This window comes from Tolumonas osonensis, assembly GCF_014202415.1.
In the GTDB taxonomy this organism is placed as follows: domain Bacteria; phylum Pseudomonadota; class Gammaproteobacteria; order Enterobacterales; family Aeromonadaceae; genus Tolumonas; species Tolumonas osonensis.
In genome coordinates this window covers 219,931-236,311 of record NZ_JACHGR010000003.1, presented here as the reverse complement: position 1 = coordinate 236,311, position 16,381 = coordinate 219,931, and the positions used below count along the sequence as shown (strand labels likewise).

Annotated in this window: 13 protein-coding genes; 5 read left to right on the top strand and 8 right to left on the bottom strand. The window is 51.7% G+C overall.

Annotation, left to right across the window (positions count from 1 at the left end):
• Positions 1 to 9: 9 nt before the first annotated feature.
• The 7 genes from nuoH to HNR75_RS05510 are packed head-to-tail and all read right to left on the bottom strand — an operon-like array spanning position 10 to position 8,486.
• Positions 10 to 978: an NADH-quinone oxidoreductase subunit NuoH gene (nuoH, locus tag HNR75_RS05540; protein ID WP_188026139.1), complete on the bottom strand. Its 969-nt coding sequence runs from the start codon at positions 976 to 978 to the stop codon at positions 10 to 12.
• A 2-nt stretch (positions 979 to 980) separates the two neighbouring features.
• Positions 981 to 3,707: an NADH-quinone oxidoreductase subunit NuoG gene (gene nuoG, locus HNR75_RS05535; RefSeq protein WP_188026008.1), complete on the bottom strand. Its 2,727-nt coding sequence runs from the start codon at positions 3,705 to 3,707 to the stop codon at positions 981 to 983.
• Between the two features lie 32 nt (positions 3,708 to 3,739).
• Complete coding sequence (gene nuoF / locus HNR75_RS05530; RefSeq protein ID WP_188026007.1) at positions 3,740 to 5,074, bottom strand: NADH-quinone oxidoreductase subunit NuoF; 1,335 nt, start codon at positions 5,072 to 5,074, stop codon at positions 3,740 to 3,742.
• A complete protein-coding gene (gene nuoE, locus HNR75_RS05525) occupies positions 5,071 to 5,571 on the bottom strand; it encodes an NADH-quinone oxidoreductase subunit NuoE (RefSeq protein ID WP_188026006.1) in 501 nt (166 codons plus the stop codon). Before nuoE ends, nuoF begins: the two co-directional genes overlap by 4 nt.
• Before the next feature lie 2 nt (positions 5,572 to 5,573).
• Positions 5,574 to 7,343, bottom strand: a complete 1,770-nt coding sequence (nuoC, locus tag HNR75_RS05520) for an NADH-quinone oxidoreductase subunit C/D (RefSeq protein WP_188026138.1) — start codon at positions 7,341 to 7,343, stop codon at positions 5,574 to 5,576.
• 49 nt (positions 7,344 to 7,392) lie between these two features.
• The gene (locus tag HNR75_RS05515) at positions 7,393 to 8,064 is read right to left on the bottom strand and encodes a NuoB/complex I 20 kDa subunit family protein (RefSeq protein WP_188026005.1); all 672 of its coding nucleotides are present in this window, start codon (positions 8,062 to 8,064) and stop codon (positions 7,393 to 7,395) included.
• Between the two features lie 14 nt (positions 8,065 to 8,078).
• Entirely contained in the window at positions 8,079 to 8,486 is a 408-nt protein-coding gene (locus HNR75_RS05510; protein ID WP_188026004.1) for an NADH-quinone oxidoreductase subunit A, read from the bottom strand.
• 829 nt (positions 8,487 to 9,315) lie between these two features.
• Here HNR75_RS05510 and mglB point away from each other — a divergent pair.
• The 3 genes from mglB to mglC all read left to right on the top strand — a co-directional run bounded on the left by mglB (position 9,316) and on the right by mglC (position 12,920).
• Positions 9,316 to 10,305, top strand: coding sequence for a galactose/glucose ABC transporter substrate-binding protein MglB (mglB, locus tag HNR75_RS05505; protein WP_188026003.1), 990 nt, complete (start codon positions 9,316 to 9,318; stop codon positions 10,303 to 10,305).
• A gap of 76 nt (positions 10,306 to 10,381) precedes the next feature.
• On the top strand, positions 10,382 to 11,902 hold the full coding sequence (mglA, locus tag HNR75_RS05500; RefSeq protein WP_188026002.1) for a galactose/methyl galactoside ABC transporter ATP-binding protein MglA: 1,521 nt from the start codon (positions 10,382 to 10,384) through the stop codon (positions 11,900 to 11,902).
• Between the two features lie 16 nt (positions 11,903 to 11,918).
• The gene (gene mglC / locus HNR75_RS05495; protein ID WP_188026001.1) at positions 11,919 to 12,920 is read left to right on the top strand and encodes a galactose/methyl galactoside ABC transporter permease MglC; all 1,002 of its coding nucleotides are present in this window, start codon (positions 11,919 to 11,921) and stop codon (positions 12,918 to 12,920) included.
• 151 nt (positions 12,921 to 13,071) lie between these two features.
• On the opposite strand, the gene HNR75_RS05490 is transcribed toward mglC, so the two are convergent.
• The gene (locus HNR75_RS05490) at positions 13,072 to 14,085 is read right to left on the bottom strand and encodes a substrate-binding domain-containing protein (RefSeq protein WP_188026000.1); all 1,014 of its coding nucleotides are present in this window, start codon (positions 14,083 to 14,085) and stop codon (positions 13,072 to 13,074) included.
• A 236-nt stretch (positions 14,086 to 14,321) separates the two neighbouring features.
• Here HNR75_RS05490 and galE point away from each other — a divergent pair, with 236 nt between their 5' ends.
• Both galE and HNR75_RS05480 read left to right on the top strand, forming a co-directional pair.
• On the top strand, positions 14,322 to 15,335 hold the full coding sequence (galE, locus tag HNR75_RS05485; protein ID WP_188025999.1) for a UDP-glucose 4-epimerase GalE: 1,014 nt from the start codon (positions 14,322 to 14,324) through the stop codon (positions 15,333 to 15,335).
• A 3-nt stretch (positions 15,336 to 15,338) separates the two neighbouring features.
• A complete protein-coding gene (locus tag HNR75_RS05480) occupies positions 15,339 to 16,376 on the top strand; it encodes a UDP-glucose--hexose-1-phosphate uridylyltransferase (protein ID WP_188025998.1) in 1,038 nt (345 codons plus the stop codon).
• The last annotated feature ends 5 nt before the right edge of the window (positions 16,377 to 16,381 follow it).

Genomic DNA, 16,381 nt, shown 5'->3' with positions numbered 1-16,381 from the left:
TTTTTTTCCTCACTCCGCCTGTAACAGGATCAGGGCACCGGTCACCAGCAGGTTTACCAGTGTCAGCGGCAGACAGACTTTCCAGCCAAAGGTCATAACCTGGTCATAACGCGGGCGGGGCAATGACGCCCGCAGCAAAATAAACAGCATCATGAAGAAGCCGGTTTTCAGCGCAAACCAGACCACCGGCGGTAGCCAGGGACCATGCCAGCCACCGAAAAACAGCGTCACCAGCAAGGCGGAAACCAGTACGATCCCGATGTATTCGCCAACGAAGAACATCCCCCATTTCATGCCGGAATATTCAATGTGATAGCCATCGGCCAGTTCCTGTTCGGCCTCCGGCTGGTCAAACGGATGCCGGTGAGTAACGGCCACGCCGGCGAAGGCAAAGGTGATGAAGCCAAAGAATTGCGGAATGATGAACCAGAGGTCGCTTTGCGCTTCAACGATGTCACGCATGTTGAAGGAACCGGTTTGCGCCACCACGCCCATCAGCGACAGGCCGAGAAACACCTCGTAACTTAAGGTTTGCGCGGAAGCACGCAGACTGCCCAGCAGGGAGTACTTGTTGTTGCTCGACCAGCCGGCGAACAGCACGGCATAGACCGCCAGTCCGGCGATTGCGAGAAAGAAGAGGATCCCGATATTCAGATCGGCCACACCCCAGTCGGGGGTAATCGGCACAATCGCAAACGCGATCAGGAAAGAGCAGAATGCGATCATCGGTGCCAGAACAAAGATCAGCCGATCCGCAAAAGGCGGGATCCAGTCTTCCTTGAAAAACATTTTGATCATATCGGCGACCAGCTGGAAGATACCGAATGGTCCGACCCGGTTCGGGCCGTAGCGATCCTGCCAGAGACCGAGCAGACGCCGTTCGATAAAGCTCATGAAGGCACCGATCCCGACCACAATAACCAGCACAATCAGCGCTTTGCCGATGGCGATCAGCAGATCAATTAATTCTGCGGAGATTGTCATGTTCTGACCTCCTGCAATGAGTCAATCGTTGCCGCCAGCATGGCCGGAGTGAACGGTGTCACGCCCAGCGGCAAGCCGATCAGACCATCCGCCAGATGATGACTGATTCTTACCGGCAGCGTGAATGGCTGGTTATCCCAGACAAAGCGGACCACCGAGCCTTCCTGCAATTTCAGACGCGCAGCATCGTCTTCACTCAGCCAAAGTACTGGGGTTGCCATGCGTTGCAGCATCACCGGTGAACGCTGCGTCAGTTCTTCACTGCCAAACAGCTGCCAGTGAGCCACGATCTGAAAATTGGTATCCGGCAGATAAGCCGGTGGGATCGTGGTCTGATATTCCGCCTGGCCGGACAGCGCACTGTCAAACAGGCGGGTTCCCGGATCGCCGGCGCGCAGATGACCGCCGACCTCATCCTGGAATTTGTTCCAGGCGGAAGGGGAGTTCCAGCCCGGTGCCCAGGCAAACGGGACTTGCTGGAATGTTTCCCGGCTGCCGATATAACCCTCCATGGAGAAGGCAAAGGCGGAATCCGGATCCTGCGCGGCCTGCGGTTCACTGACATCAATGTTGGCGCGCATGGAGGTGCGGCCACTGTAGCGGTGTGGTGAACGGGCCAGCTTCATGCCTTTGATGCGGAATTTGGCATCCGGCGCGGCATCGGCAATGCCGCGCAGTTCCGCGATGGTCTCGGCGCAGCGGGTGACGATGTCATCCAGCTCGCCCCAGTCCATCCGACGGTGCGTCTGCAGACTGTTCAGCACATGCAGCCAGTGCCAGCTGGCTTTGACTGAGCGGCTGTTATCGTAATAGGTGGGATCAAACACCTGGAAGAAGCGCTGCGCCCGGCCTTCATTGTTGATCAGCGTACCATCCGCTTCGGCAAACGTGGCTGCAGGCAAGACCCAGTCTGCCATCTCGGTCAGTCCGGTTGGCTGGTGGTCGAGCACGATGAGCTGCTGCACTTTTTCCAGTGCCGCCTGTACGCGTGATGCCGGCAGACGACGGAACAGATCATTTTCTGTCACAATCAGCGTATCGATACGCCCCTGTTCCAGTTCGCTCAGCATCTGTTCCAGCGGCTTGCCGCCGATCAAGGCACTCCCTACGCTGTTGGCCTCGGCCGCCACCAGTGACAGACTGACATCGGCATTTTGCTGCTTCAGCGCCCGGACAATGTTGGCAGCAGCATCCAGTAACGCAGGGGTTTCCGATGTGGTGCCGGTGATGATTAACGGTTTTTTCGCTTTTGACAGACCGTCGGCAATTTTCTGTGCCATGGCCATCAGATTGTCGTCCGCATAAGGGACTGCTGGTGCCGCACGATCCAGCAGGTGTGCGACGGCAAATCCCAGGCGGGCCTGATCCGCATAAGCCGCGTGGTAATGCAGACAGGCGGCGTCATCCAGACGCGTGCTGTCGACGCTGGTGAGATAGAGCGGGAAGCGATCGTTTTGTCCGATATTCTGGATGGCGGCAATCTGCCAGACATCCACTTTCAACTCTGTTGCCATCTGACGGGCTTTACCCTTGACGGCCTGACGCACCGACAGTGCCATGCGGGCCGCAGTCTGGGTCAGATCTTCACCCAGGACCAGAATGGCATCACAGCTTTCGATTTCGCGCAGGGTGGGGGTATGTACTCCGCTGTGACGCAGCAAGGTGGTCATTTTCTGCAGACACTGCCACTCCCGGGTGGCAATGCCACTGGAAAAGTTGCCGGCGCCCACCAGTTCCCGCAGCATGAAGTTGCTTTCCGTACTGGCCCGGGGAGAACCAATGCCGGCAATCCGTTTATTCTGACGCAGAAGATCGGCTATTTTTTCCGCTGCTTCCGTGGTGCTCAGTTCAAACCGCTGGCCTTCATGCCGGTGCCAGGCTTTGTAAGGCCGTTCAGGCAAGTTGACATAGCCATAACCGAAGCGTCCGCGGTCACAGAGAAAGTAATGGTTGATCCCACCGTGATAACGGTTTTCGATGCGGCGCAGCTCGCCATAACGCTCACCGGGACTGATGTTACAGCCCAGGCTGCAACCGTGGCAGATACTGGGGGCAAACTGCATGTCCCATTTGCGGTTGAACCGGGCCGACTGGGTTTTGTCGGTGAACACGCCGGTCGGGCAGACTTCAACCAGGTTGCCGGAGAACTCGCTCTCTAGGGTGCCGGATTCGACCCGGCCGAAATAAACATTATCGTGTGCGCCATAGACGCCCAAATCACTACCATCCGCGTAATCTTTGTAATAACGCACACAGCGGTAACAGGCGATACAACGGTTCATTTCATGATTGATGAACGGGCCGAGATCCTGATTTTCATGCGTACGCTTGGTGAAACGGTAACGGCGGGTGTTATGACCGGTCATCACCGTCATATCCTGCAGATGACAGGCGCCGCCTTCCTCACAGACCGGACAATCGTGCGGATGATTCAGCATCATCCATTCATTCACACTTTGGCGGAATGCGACCGCTTCCTCATCTTCAATCGAGATATAGGTGCCGTCACTGGCGGGGGCCATACAGGACATCACCAGCCGGCCGCGTTTATCGTCGGGACCGGAATATTGTTTTACGGCACATTGCCGGCAGGCGCCGACACTGCCGAGCGCCGGATGCCAGCAGAAATAGGGGACATCCAGCCCCAGAGACAGACAAGCCTCCAGCAGGTTATCCGCTCCGTTGACTTCATACTCTTTGCCGTCTACATGAATTGTGGCCATAGCAACATCACTTCCTTTTTTATATCCGGTGATCACCAGCGCTGTTCCAGCAGATTGGGTTGTATCCCGGCCGGAACAGGGGAAGACAGCATGGGATCGCGGGTAATGCCGGCTTCAAACTCTGCTCTGAAATATTTAATGGCACTCTGTAATGGTTCCACGGCACCGGGTGCGTGAGCGCAGAACGTTTTCCCCGGACCCAGATCGCGGCACAGTTGCTCCAGTGTTTCGATATCGCCCGGCTGACCTTCCCCTTGTTCCAGGGCCTGCAGGATTTTGACGCTCCACGGCAAACCTTCCCGGCAGGGGGTACACCAGCCACAGGATTCCCGGGCAAAGAATTTTTCCAGATTCAGTGTCAGTGACACCATATTGATTTCGTGATCCACCGCCATCGCCAGCGCGGTACCCAGACGGCTGCCGGCTTTCCCGATGGAATCAAAATCCATAGGCAGATCAAGATGTTGTTCCGTCAGGAAATCCGTACCGGCACCGCCCGGCTGCCAGGCTTTCAACGTCAGGCCATCGCGCATGCCGCCGGCGTAATCTTCCAGCACTTCACGGGCGGTTGTGCCGAAGGGGAGTTCCCACAGTCCGGGATTCTTTACCCGTCCGGAGAAACCCATCAGCTTGGTACCGGCATCGTTGCTCTTGCCGGCAGACAAGCCTTTGTACCAGTCCACGCCGTTCAGCAGGATGGCTGGCACGTTATTCAGAGTTTCCACGTTGTTGACGCAGGTCGGTTTGCCCCAGGCACCGGCCAGGGCCGGGAACGGCGGTTTGGCCCGCGGATTGGCCCGGCGGCCTTCCAGTGAATTGATCAGCGCGGTTTCCTCGCCGCAGATGTAACGGCCGGCACCGGTATGTACGAACAGTTCAAAGTTAAAACCGGTTCCGAGGATGTTCTTACCGAGGAAACCCGCTTTGGTAGCTTCGTCAATCGCATGACGTAACCGTTCCGCCGCGACAACATATTCACCACGCAGGAAGATGTAACCGCGGTAAGCCTGCAGGGCGTAAGCGCCAATCAGCATGCCCTCAATCAGCTGGTGGGGCAGTTGTTCCAGCAGCAGACGATCTTTGTAAGTGCCGGGTTCCATTTCATCGGCATTACACAACAGATATTTCCTGTCGAATTTCGGATCCATCGGCACCAGGCTCCACTTCACGCCGGTCGGGAAACCGGCGCCGCCACGGCCACGTAATCCGGCTGCTTTCACCTGTTCCGTCACGGCAGTCGGTGCCAGCGCCAGTGCTTTTTCCGCGCCGGCATAACCCTGTTTGGCCCGGTATTCCTCAAACCAGACTGGCTGCTGATCGACCCGCAGCCGCCAGGTGAGGGGATGAGAATCAGCAGTTCGGATCATGGATATTGCTCCAGCAGTTCGTCGATTTTGTCTGCGTTCAGATGACTGTGAGTATCCTCATCGATCATCATGGACGGCCCTTTATCACAGTTACCCAGGCAGCAGACGGGCAGCAGGGTGAAACGGTTATCGGCTGTGGTCTGACCTGGCCGGATACCCAATTTTTCCTCCAGCGTCTGCTGTATCGTCTGATAACCGTTGATGAAACAAACCACGCTGTCGCAATAGCGGATGATGTGACGGCCAACCGGCTGACGGAAAATCTGGCTGTAGAAGGTTGCCACGCCTTCCACATCCGAAGCCGGGATGCCCAAGACATCCGCGATGGCATAGATAGCGCCGTCAGGCACCCAGCCGCGTGCCTGCTGGACAATTTTCAGTGCTTCGATGCTGGCAGCGCGCGGATCTTCATAGTGATGCATCTCGTGCTGAATTGCTGTCCGTTCAGAATCTGACAGTACAAATGGCTCATTTTTGCTTTGGCATTGATGATTCATAGTTAGCGATCCACATCTGACATAACGAAATCGATACTACCCAGATACACAATCAGATCGGAGACCAGGTGACCGTGGATCACGGACGGGATCTGCTGCAGGTGGGCAAAGCTGGGTGTTCTGATACGCGTGCGGTAGCTCATGGTGCTGCCATCGCTGGTCAGGTAATAACTGTTGGCGCCCTTGGTCGCTTCAATCATCTGGAAGGATTCTTGTGCCGGCATGATTGGCCCCCAGGAAACCTGCAGGAAGTGATTGATCAGGGTTTCAATGTGCTGCAGGGTGCGCTCTTTGGGTGGCGGTGTAGTCAGCGGATGATCCGCCTTGAACGGACCTGCCGGCATGTTGTGCATACATTGCTCGATGATGCGCATGCTCTGGCGGATCTCTTCCACCCGCACCATGGCCCGATCGTAGGCGTCGCCGTTCTGACCGACCGGGACATCGAAATCAAACATTTCGTAACCGGAGTAAGGGCGCCATTTACGCAGGTCAAAGTTCAGTCCTGTTGCACGTAAGCCGGCGCCGGTCACCCCCCAGTTCAGCGCCTGCTGGGTGTTATAGGCGGAAATACCGACGGTGCGGCCCATCAGCACACTGTTTTTCAGTGCCGCTTTGACATATTCATTCAGACGTTCCGGCAGCCAGTCGAGCAGATTCTCTTTCACCAGACGTTGCCAGCCCTGCGGCAGATCATGGGCTACACCGCCAATCCGGAACCAGGAAGGATGCATACGCGCACCAGTCACAGCCTCAATGATGTTGTAGATTTTCTGCCGGTCGGTGAAGGCATAGAACACCGGCGTCATGGCGCCGACGTCCTGGATGTAAGTACCGAGGAACAGCAGATGGCTGTTGATGCGGAACAGTTCAGACATCATGATACGGATATATTTCACGCGATCCGGTACTTCAATGCCGGCCAGTTTTTCCACCGACAGCACATACGGCAGGTTATTCATCACCCCGCCCAGATATTCCACCCGATCGGTATAAGGGATATAGCTGTGCCAGGACTGACGTTCGCCCATCTTCTCGGCGCCACGGTGGTGGTAACCGATATCGGGTACACAATCGAGGATCTCTTCACCATCCAGTTGCAGCACAATCCGGAACGCACCGTGAGCAGATGGATGGTTCGGCCCCAGGTTCAGAAACATGTAGTCTTCACTGCTGGTACCGCGTTTCATGCCCCATTCTTCCGGTTTGAACAGCAACTGTTCCTGCGCCTCATCCTGGCGCATTTCATCCAGCATGAAGGGCTCAAACTCGGTCGCGCGGGCAGGGTAATCTTTACGTAACGGATGACCTTTCCAGTTGCGCGGCATCAGAATGCGGGTCAGATGCGGATGTCCATCGAAATGGATCCCAAACATGTCCCAGACTTCTCTTTCATACCAGTTGGCGTTCTGAAACTCGCCGGTGAGGGAAGGCATCCGCAGATCCGATTCGGTGAGCGGTACTTTCAGGATCACATCACTGTTCCGGTCGATCGACAGCAAGTGATAGAACATAGTGAATTCGGAAGCCGGTAATCCCTGACGATGTGTCCGCAGCCGTTCGTCGATGGCATGCAGGTCATACAGCATCACAAATGGTTTGGGCGCATGCCGCAGATAGCGGATCACGTTCAGTAAGACATCCCGCCGGATCCACACAACCGGGATCCCCATCCGGGTACTCTGTACATGCAGAATATCGTGCAGAAAGCGGTGCAATAACTCCTGCACTACCGGCGTATCCTGCAGATCACGGGTATGCCACAGTTGCATCTCAGAATTGACCGGAAATTGTTGTGTCAGCTGGCTCATGATGTCGCCCTTACAACTTGTCAGGAGTTGGCAGATTGGTGACTGCAATACGCTGGTCACGGGACAGCTCTTTCTCGCAAGGCATCTGTGCCCGGTAAACCCCCTGATCGCCAACCACCCATGACAGCGGACGACGCTCTTCTCCAATCGATTTTTGCAGCAGCAGCAAGGCCTGCAGGAAGGCTTCCGGCCGTGGCGGACAGCCCGGAATATACACATCCACCGGCAGGAATTTATCCACGCCCTGGACGACCGAATAGATATCGTACATGCCGCCGGAGTTGGCGCAGGCACCCATACTGATCACCCATTTGGGCTCCAGTAACTGTTCATAAAGACGCTGGATAACCGGCGCCATTTTGATGAAAGGGGTACCGGCGATGACCATAAAATCCGCCTGACGGGGCGATGCCCGGATAACTTCTGCCCCGAACCGTGCCACATCATGGACAGCGGTAAACGCGGTCGTCATTTCCACATAACAACAGGAGATCCCGAAGTTATAAGGCCAGAGCGAATTCTTTCGTCCCCAGTTCACCGTCGAGTTCAGGACGTTTTCCAGTTTGCCGAGCAGAATGCCGCGGCCAACCTCCTGCAACGGATCATTCACAGTCTGTTTCTTTTCCGCCGGATAACGCTCGATCGGGGCGTTCGGATCGATACGGGTCAGGGTGTACTTCATGACAAGCCTCGTGCTTACCTGGATTGATCAGTGTGATGAGAAGAGGAGGGCTGGTCTTTCGGCGCCCAGTCAAGTGCACCAATGCGCCACAGATAGATCAGGCCAACCAGTAGCAGAACGACAAAGGTTGCAGCCTCAAGAAAGCCAAGCCAGCCGCTCTCCCGAACAGAAACAGACCAGGCAAACAGAAACAGCGCTTCCACGTCAAAAATCACGAAGAACATCGCTATCAGATAAAATTTTGCGGAAAAACGCAGGCGGGCGCTGCCGACAGAATCGACACCCGATTCGAAAGGTTTGTTTTTGCTGCGTCCGTAAGCCCGCCCACCCAGAAAAGCGGCCAGCCCAATCATGATGCCGCACAATGCGATAGCAGCCAGAACATAAAATAAAAAAGAACCGTTATGCGCCAAATCAGCCATATGCCACCTCTGTCAGCAATCTTGCTGCAGCTTTAATTATCGGTAGAGATAAGGGACATCCCATCCCGTCAGCGGAAGGTGGAACAGATGAACGGAGTCAGACAACCCGTTCTGTAAATACGGGGTTGCGGGCTCTGCACTTCCAGGATCCGGAGGCAGGGACTGTTTTCACACGAATTCCATTTCAGACTAGTTAATCACGTGCAGAGTCGCCAGAGAGAATGTAAAAATCGTGAAGAAGAACAATTAAGCCTTATTCTGTATACACTTAAATCTTCGCGTATGTTACGAACTGCTCATGGAAAGGTGTATTGGAAATGATTGTTTCTGTGAGTGTGAGCAACAAATTTATAACAAATCACATACCGTCATTCAGAATAAATTTTCACCCATCGTCTTAATGAATACGTTTACACAAATAAAAAACAATAACTTAACGGAATTTTTATTCGCCAGAGGTCTCTATCGAAGCTTATTACCAATTATTGTTTATTGTAACTGATTGTAACTGACCTTGTGCGGCGTATAGATTCACAATTTTTTAACAATAAAGTCTCGAATTTAACGTTTATGTAAGCGATACCATTGTTTTACGGAACGGCAAGGGGCTTCAATGGTGGCAGATAGGCGCCATATACAGGCAAAAGTGTTAGCGGATTCCCGAAACTGAAGAATTATTGATGTAAACGATTTCATATTGCAGGGAAGATCACAAAAGAATAACAGAAAACTGAGTAATGTTATTGACGAACAAGCTCAATGACAAAACAGTTGTTGGGATTTCCATAAAAGTGCTTTGCAGCAAAAAGAATAACTGGAGAAAAACCGAATGAAAAAGTTCTCTAAATTAGCTGTAATTTTAGCTGGTCTGACCATTGGTGCCGCTGCGCAGGCAGAAACTCTGCTGGGCTTCACTGTCTATAAATACGATGACAACTTCATGTCAGCAGTTCGTAAAGCGATCGAGAAAGAAGGCGCTCAGTATAAAGATGTCGAATTGCTGATGAACGACTCTCAGAACGATCAGTCCAAACAGAACGACCAGATCGACGTATTGATTTCCAAAGGCGTAAAAGCGCTGGCTATCAATCTGGTTGACCCTGCTGCAGCACCGGTTGTGATTGAAAAAGCCAAAGAAGCTGAAATTCCGGTTGTGTTCTACAACAAGGAACCAAGCAAAGAAGCGCTGGCCAGCTATGACAAAGCTTATTATGTAGGAACTGACTCGAAAGAATCAGGCATCATTCAGGGCGACATCATTGCTAAGCAATGGAAAGCGCACCCGGAATGGGATCTGAATAAAGATGGCGTGATTGACTATGTATTGCTGAAAGGCGAACCAGGTCATCCGGATGCTGAAGCACGTACTACCTACGTGACCAAAACGCTGGACGAAACCCATAAGATCAAAACCAATCCGCTGAACGTCGATACCGCCATGTGGGATACCGCAATGGCGAAAGACAAGGCAGACGCATGGTTGTCTGGTCCTAATGGCGCCAAGATCGAAGTTGTTATTGCTAACAACGACGCAATGGCCATGGGTGCGGTAGAAGCACTGAAAGCGCATGGCAATACCAAAACGCCAGTGTTTGGTGTAGACGCACTGCCGGAAGCGCTGGCGATGGTAGAAGCCGGGACAATGGCTGGCACCGTACTGAACGATGCCAACAACCAGGCGAAAGCGACTTTCGATCTGGCTAAAAACCTGGCTGAAGGCAAAGCGGCTGCGGAAGGTACTCAGTGGCAGATCGTCGATAAAGTGGTACGTGTACCATACGTAGGCGTCGATAAAGATAACCTGAGCCAGTTCAAGTAATACATAAACCCTTCGAAGTAGACCTGATAAGAGGAGGATGCTCCTCCTCTTATTTCTTTATGGTTGTGGCAATATTATGGCTGATATCACAGTGAATTCATCTCAGGAATATCTGCTGGAAATGGTAGGTATTTGCAAAGAGTTTCCGGGTGTAAAAGCTTTGGATAATGTGAATTTAAAAATCCGTCCACATTCAGTCCATGCATTAATGGGTGAAAATGGTGCGGGTAAATCCACATTATTAAAATGCTTGTTCGGTATCTATGAAAAAGATGCCGGCACAATTATTTTCCAGGGCAAAGAAATTAATTTTCACTCTGCCAAAGAAGCATTGGATAACGGTGTTTCTATGGTGCACCAGGAATTAAACCAGGTAAGACAACGTTCCGTGATGGATAACATGTGGTTGGGGCGCTACCCGACAAAGGGCATGTTTATTGATCACAACAAAATGTATAAAGATACCAAGGAAATATTTGAAGAACTGGGTATCGATATCGACCCTAAAGAAAAGGTTGCCAATCTTTCTGTATCTCAAATGCAGATGATCGAGATTGCCAAGGCGTTCTCGTATAATGCAAAAATTGTAATTATGGATGAACCGACTTCATCTCTGACCGAGAAAGAAGTGAATCATCTGTTTACCATTATCCGCAAATTAAAAGATCGCGGCTGCGGTATTGTTTATATCTCGCATAAAATGGAAGAAATATTCCAGTTATGCGATGAAATCACTATTCTGCGTGACGGTCAGTGGGTAAATACCTGTTCACTTGAAGGGTTAGACATGGACAAGATCATCGGTATGATGGTCGGTCGTGAACTGACACAGCGTTTCCCGCCAAAAGTGAACCGGCCGAAAGAAGTCATTCTGGAAGTCGAAGGTTTGACCGCCCTGAATCAGCCATCAATCAAGGATGTGACCTTCCAGTTGCGCAAAGGCGAGATCCTCGGTATTGCCGGCCTGGTCGGTGCGAAACGTACCGAGATTGTTGAAACGATTTTCGGGATCCGCGAGAAAGCATCCGGCACCATTAAACTGCATGGTAAAGAAGTTAAGAACGTCGATGCGCATGATGCCATCCGCAATGGTTTTGCGCTGGTAACGGAAGAACGTCGTTCCACCGGTATTTACAGTCAGCTGGATATCGCATTCAACTCGCTGATTGCCAATATGGATAATTACAAAGGCAAGTCTGGTTTATTGGATAATAAACGCATGAAGAGTGATACCCAGTGGGTGATTGACTCGATGCGTGTAAAAACACCAAGCCAGAAAACAGCGATTGGAACATTATCCGGTGGTAACCAGCAGAAAGTTATTATTGGCCGCTGGTTGTTAACCCAGCCGGAAATATTAATGCTGGATGAACCAACGCGCGGTATTGATGTTGGTGCAAAATTTGAAATTTATCAATTGATGCTTGAATTAGCCAAAAAAGATAAAGGCATTATTATGATTTCATCAGAAATGCCGGAATTATTAGGTATCACCGATCGTATTCTTGTGATGAGTAACGGTCGTGTGGCAGGCATTGTTGAAACAGAAAAAACTGATCAGCAAGAAATTATGCGTTTGGCAGCTTTGTATTTGTAATCCGGGGATATACATCATGAATGTATCAAAAACTCTAAACTACCTGAAAAATGGTGGTATTTATGTGGTTCTTTTAATTTTACTGGCGATCATTATTATTAAAGAGCCTACATTTTTAAGTCTGAATAACTTCAGTAATATCCTCACTCAATCTGCAGTACGTGTCATTATTGCGTTAGGTGTGGCTGGTCTGATTGTTACCCAAGGTACCGACTTGTCGGCCGGTCGTCAGGTTGGTCTGGCGGCAATCATTGCTGCGACATTACTGCAGGCAATGACAAACGTGAATAAGGTATTCCCGTCCATCGGCGAAATCCCGATCCCGGTTGTTATCCTGATTGTGTGTGCGGTGGGCGCGCTGATCGGTTTAATCAACGGTATCATCATTGCCAAACTGAATGTGACGCCATTTATTACCACTTTGGGCACCATGATCATCGTCTATGGTGTGAACTCACTGTACTACGATCTGGCCGGTGCATCACCGATTGCTGGTTTTGATCCACGTTTCTCCAGTTTTACCCAGGGCTATTTCAAGATCGGGACGTTTAAACTGTCTTATCTGGTGATTTACGCCGCCATTGCGACCGCACTTATCTGGGTACTGTGGAACAAAACCAAATTTGGTAAAAACATTTTCGCGATTGGTGGTAACCCTGAAGCAGCGAAAGTATCGGGTGTTAACGTCACGCTGAACCTGATCCTGATCTATATGCTGTCCGGTGTGTTCTATGCCTTCGGCGGTATGCTGGAAGCGGGTCGTATCGGTAGTGCGACTAACAACCTGGGTTTCATGTATGAACTGGACGCGATAGCTGCGTGCGTCGTGGGTGGTGTCTCCTTCAGTGGTGGTGTGGGTACCGTACTGGGCGTTATTACCGGGGTAATCATCTTCACGGTTATCAACTACGGTATGACTTATATCGGTGTGAACCCTTACTGGCAGTTCATCATCAAGGGCGCGATCATCATCATGGCAGTAGCGCTGGACTCGCTGAAATACGCCAAGAAAAAATAAATAGTTTCAGTTTCACCCCCAAGTACGAATCGGCCTGTCTGTTCTCAGACAGGCCGAATTATTTTTGATGGGTATCTGGCAGGCAAAAAAGAACCGGCAGATAAACGATCTGCCGGTTACAAAGATAAAACGGAAAATAAGAGAGGGAAGGTTACCGGGTTTCCTGAGGAGCAATCGCCGATGACTGCCGTTTGACCAGGACAGGCCGAAACATCTGGGCTCTGTGATCGGAGGTTTCGCCTGTGGCCAGCTGCATTGCCATCTGCGTGGCTTTGGAGGCCATCATGGAAATAGGGTAACGCATGGTTGTTAATTTAGGCCGCGAGAAGCGGGCAAAGATAACATCATCAAAACCCACCACGGAGACGTCTTCCGGTACTCTGAAGCCGTTATCAATCAGTACCGAAATGATCCCTGTGGCCATCGCATCGTTATACGCCACGACGGCAGTAAAAGGGCTGCCACGACCCAGCAGGTTCTGGATAGCCTGTTCACCGCCTTCTTCATTCGGTTCGGAACGTTCCACTGCAATTTCATCCTGATCCAGTCCGGATTCGCGCAGCGCGTCCTGATAGCCCCGAATGCGTTCATGAGCGTCTTCGATATCATATTTGGATGCCACACAGGCAATATGCTTATGCCCTAATTCGATCAGATGCTGAGTGATGGTGTAACTGCCGTAATGATTATCCAGCCAGATGCAGCGGGAAGGGAGTTCGGGGAGTAACCGGTTGATAAATACCATGCCCGGCGATTTTTGGGCATAGGCGGTCAATTCTTCGTTACTGAGCGCTTTACTGTGAATGATCAGTGCTTCACAGCGCTTGCTGATTAAAAGCTCAATGGTCTCGCGTTCCTGTGCGGCATCGTGCGAGCCGTTACCGATCAATAAATGTTTATGATGTGCCCGGCATTCTGTTTCAATGGCTTTCACCATCGCACCAAAAAACGGATCGGCCACATCAAAAACCATACAACCGATGGTATCGTTTACTCTGCTTACTAACGCTCTGGCATTGGGATCCGGGCTGTAATTTAACTCTTCCATGGCCCGCTTAACTGCTTCTCTTGCGGCTTCACCGGTTTTAGGGGAGTTGTTTATCACCCTTGAAACGGTTGCAATTGAAACTCCTGCCAGCTTCGCGACGTCTTTAATGGTTGCCATAATGCGTATTTCTCATCCGGAACGCGTAATTTTCATGCATAACTGCCTGCAATATAACAGGGATAGTTATACGGCCACCAGTACTAATCCATACTAATCACAGGATATAAATCAGGAATAAGTGTAAACGTTTACATTTTGTATGTCAGATCACAGTCTGACCTTTCACTCTCTTCTAGACTAGCGAATAACAAATATACCAACCAAGGGTTAGCCTTATCTTGAGAGGAGATAACATGAAAATTCTGGTTACCGGCGGAACAGGTTACATAGGCAGTCATACCTGTCTGGCTTTAATGTCCGCAGGTTTGGAGCCGGTCATTCTGGATAACTTATGCAACAGCAAGTTATCTGTCCTGGACAGAATTGAAGAGATTTCAGGAAAACGTCCGCTGTTTTATCAGGGCGATATCCGGGATCCTGCATTATTAGATCGTATTTTTCAGGAACAGCAGATTGCTGGCGTGATCCATTTCGCCGCATTAAAAGCTGTCGGCGAATCCACACAAAAGCCTTTTGAATATTTCGAAAACAACATCTCCGGCACGCTGAGTCTGCTGGGGGCGATGCGCCGGGCCGGTTGTTACCGCTTCATTTTCAGTTCTTCTGCCACGGTTTACGGCGATCCGCAAACCGTACCTATTCAGGAAGATTCTCCCCGTTCCACCATGAGCCCGTATGGCCGAACCAAACTCATGATTGAACAGATCCTGGAGGATATGCAGAAGGCCGATCCGCGCTGGAGCATCACGTTACTGCGTTATTTCAATCCGATTGGTGCGCATGAATCAGGCCGGATGGGCGAAGATCCGCAGGGTATTCCGAATAACCTGATGCCTTTCATCACCCAGGTCGCGATTGGCCGCCGGGATTGTCTGAGCATCTTTGGCAATGATTATCCGACGAAGGATGGTACCTGCGTCCGTGATTACATTCATGTCATGGATCTGGCGGAAGGGCACGTCAAGGCCTGGCAGGTCTGCGGCGAACAGGCCGGCTTGCATATTTATAACCTCGGCACGGGGCAGGGCGTCAGTGTGCTGGAAATGGTCAATGCCTTTGCCCGCGCCTGTGGTCTGGAAATTAATTACAAACTTGTCGACCGTCGCCCCGGCGATGTTGCGGAATGCTGGGCTGATCCGGCGAAAGCTGAGCGTGAACTGGGCTGGAAAGCCACCCGAACGCTGGACGATATGACCCGGGACAGCTGGCGCTGGCAGAAAAATAATCCGAACGGATACGAGGAATAAAACATGTTTAACCCGATCGACCATCCTCATCGTCGTTTCAATCCGCTGACAGGACAGTGGGTATTAGTATCACCGCACCGGGCGAAACGCCCGTGGCAAGGACAGGTAGAAAAAGCCGCGCCGGATGATCGTCCGGCCCATGATCCGGATTGCTATCTCTGTGCCGGTAATACCCGGGTGAATGGCGAGAAAAATCCGGATTACAAGGGTACGTTCGTTTTCACTAACGATTTTGCGGCCTTAATGACAGACACACCGGATTCTCCGGCGTCCGCAGATCCTTTATTCCAGAGTCAGTCGGCCCGTGGTACCAGCCGCGTGATCTGTTTTTCACCGGATCACAGCAAAACACTGCCGGAATTGCCGGTGCCGGCTATCCGTCAGGTGATTGATACCTGGTGTGAACAAATTACCGATCTGGCCAAAGACTATCTGTGGGTGCAGGTATTCGAGAACAAAGGCGCGGCGATGGGCTGCTCCAATCCTCATCCGCACGGCCAGATCTGGGCAAATAGCTTCCTGCCGAATGAGCTGGCACGTGAAGAATTGACGCAGAAGCAGTGGCTGGCTGAAAAAGGCGCGCCGCTGTTGCTGCAATATGCGCAGAAGGAACAGCAATCTGGTGAACGGACCGTGGTGGAAACAGAACACTGGATTGCCGTCGTGCCTTACTGGGCTGCCTGGCCTTTCGAAACGCTGCTGCTCCCGAAAACGCACGTTCGTCGCCTGACCGAACTCAGTGATGAACAGAAGCAGGATCTGGCCCTGGCACTGAAAAAACTGACCAGCCGCTATGACAACCTGTTCCAGTGCTCTTTCCCGTACTCGATGGGATGGCATGGCGCACCGCATCAGGAAGGCAACATGGATCACTGGCAGTTACACGCACATTTTTATCCGCCATTGCTGCGCTCCGCCACCGTCCGCAAATTTATGGTGGGGTATGAAATGCTGGCTGAAACCCAGCGGGATCTGACACCAGAGCAGGCTGCAGAACGTTTACGCGCCGTGAGCGACATTCACTACAAAGAACAGGCTTAAGGAAA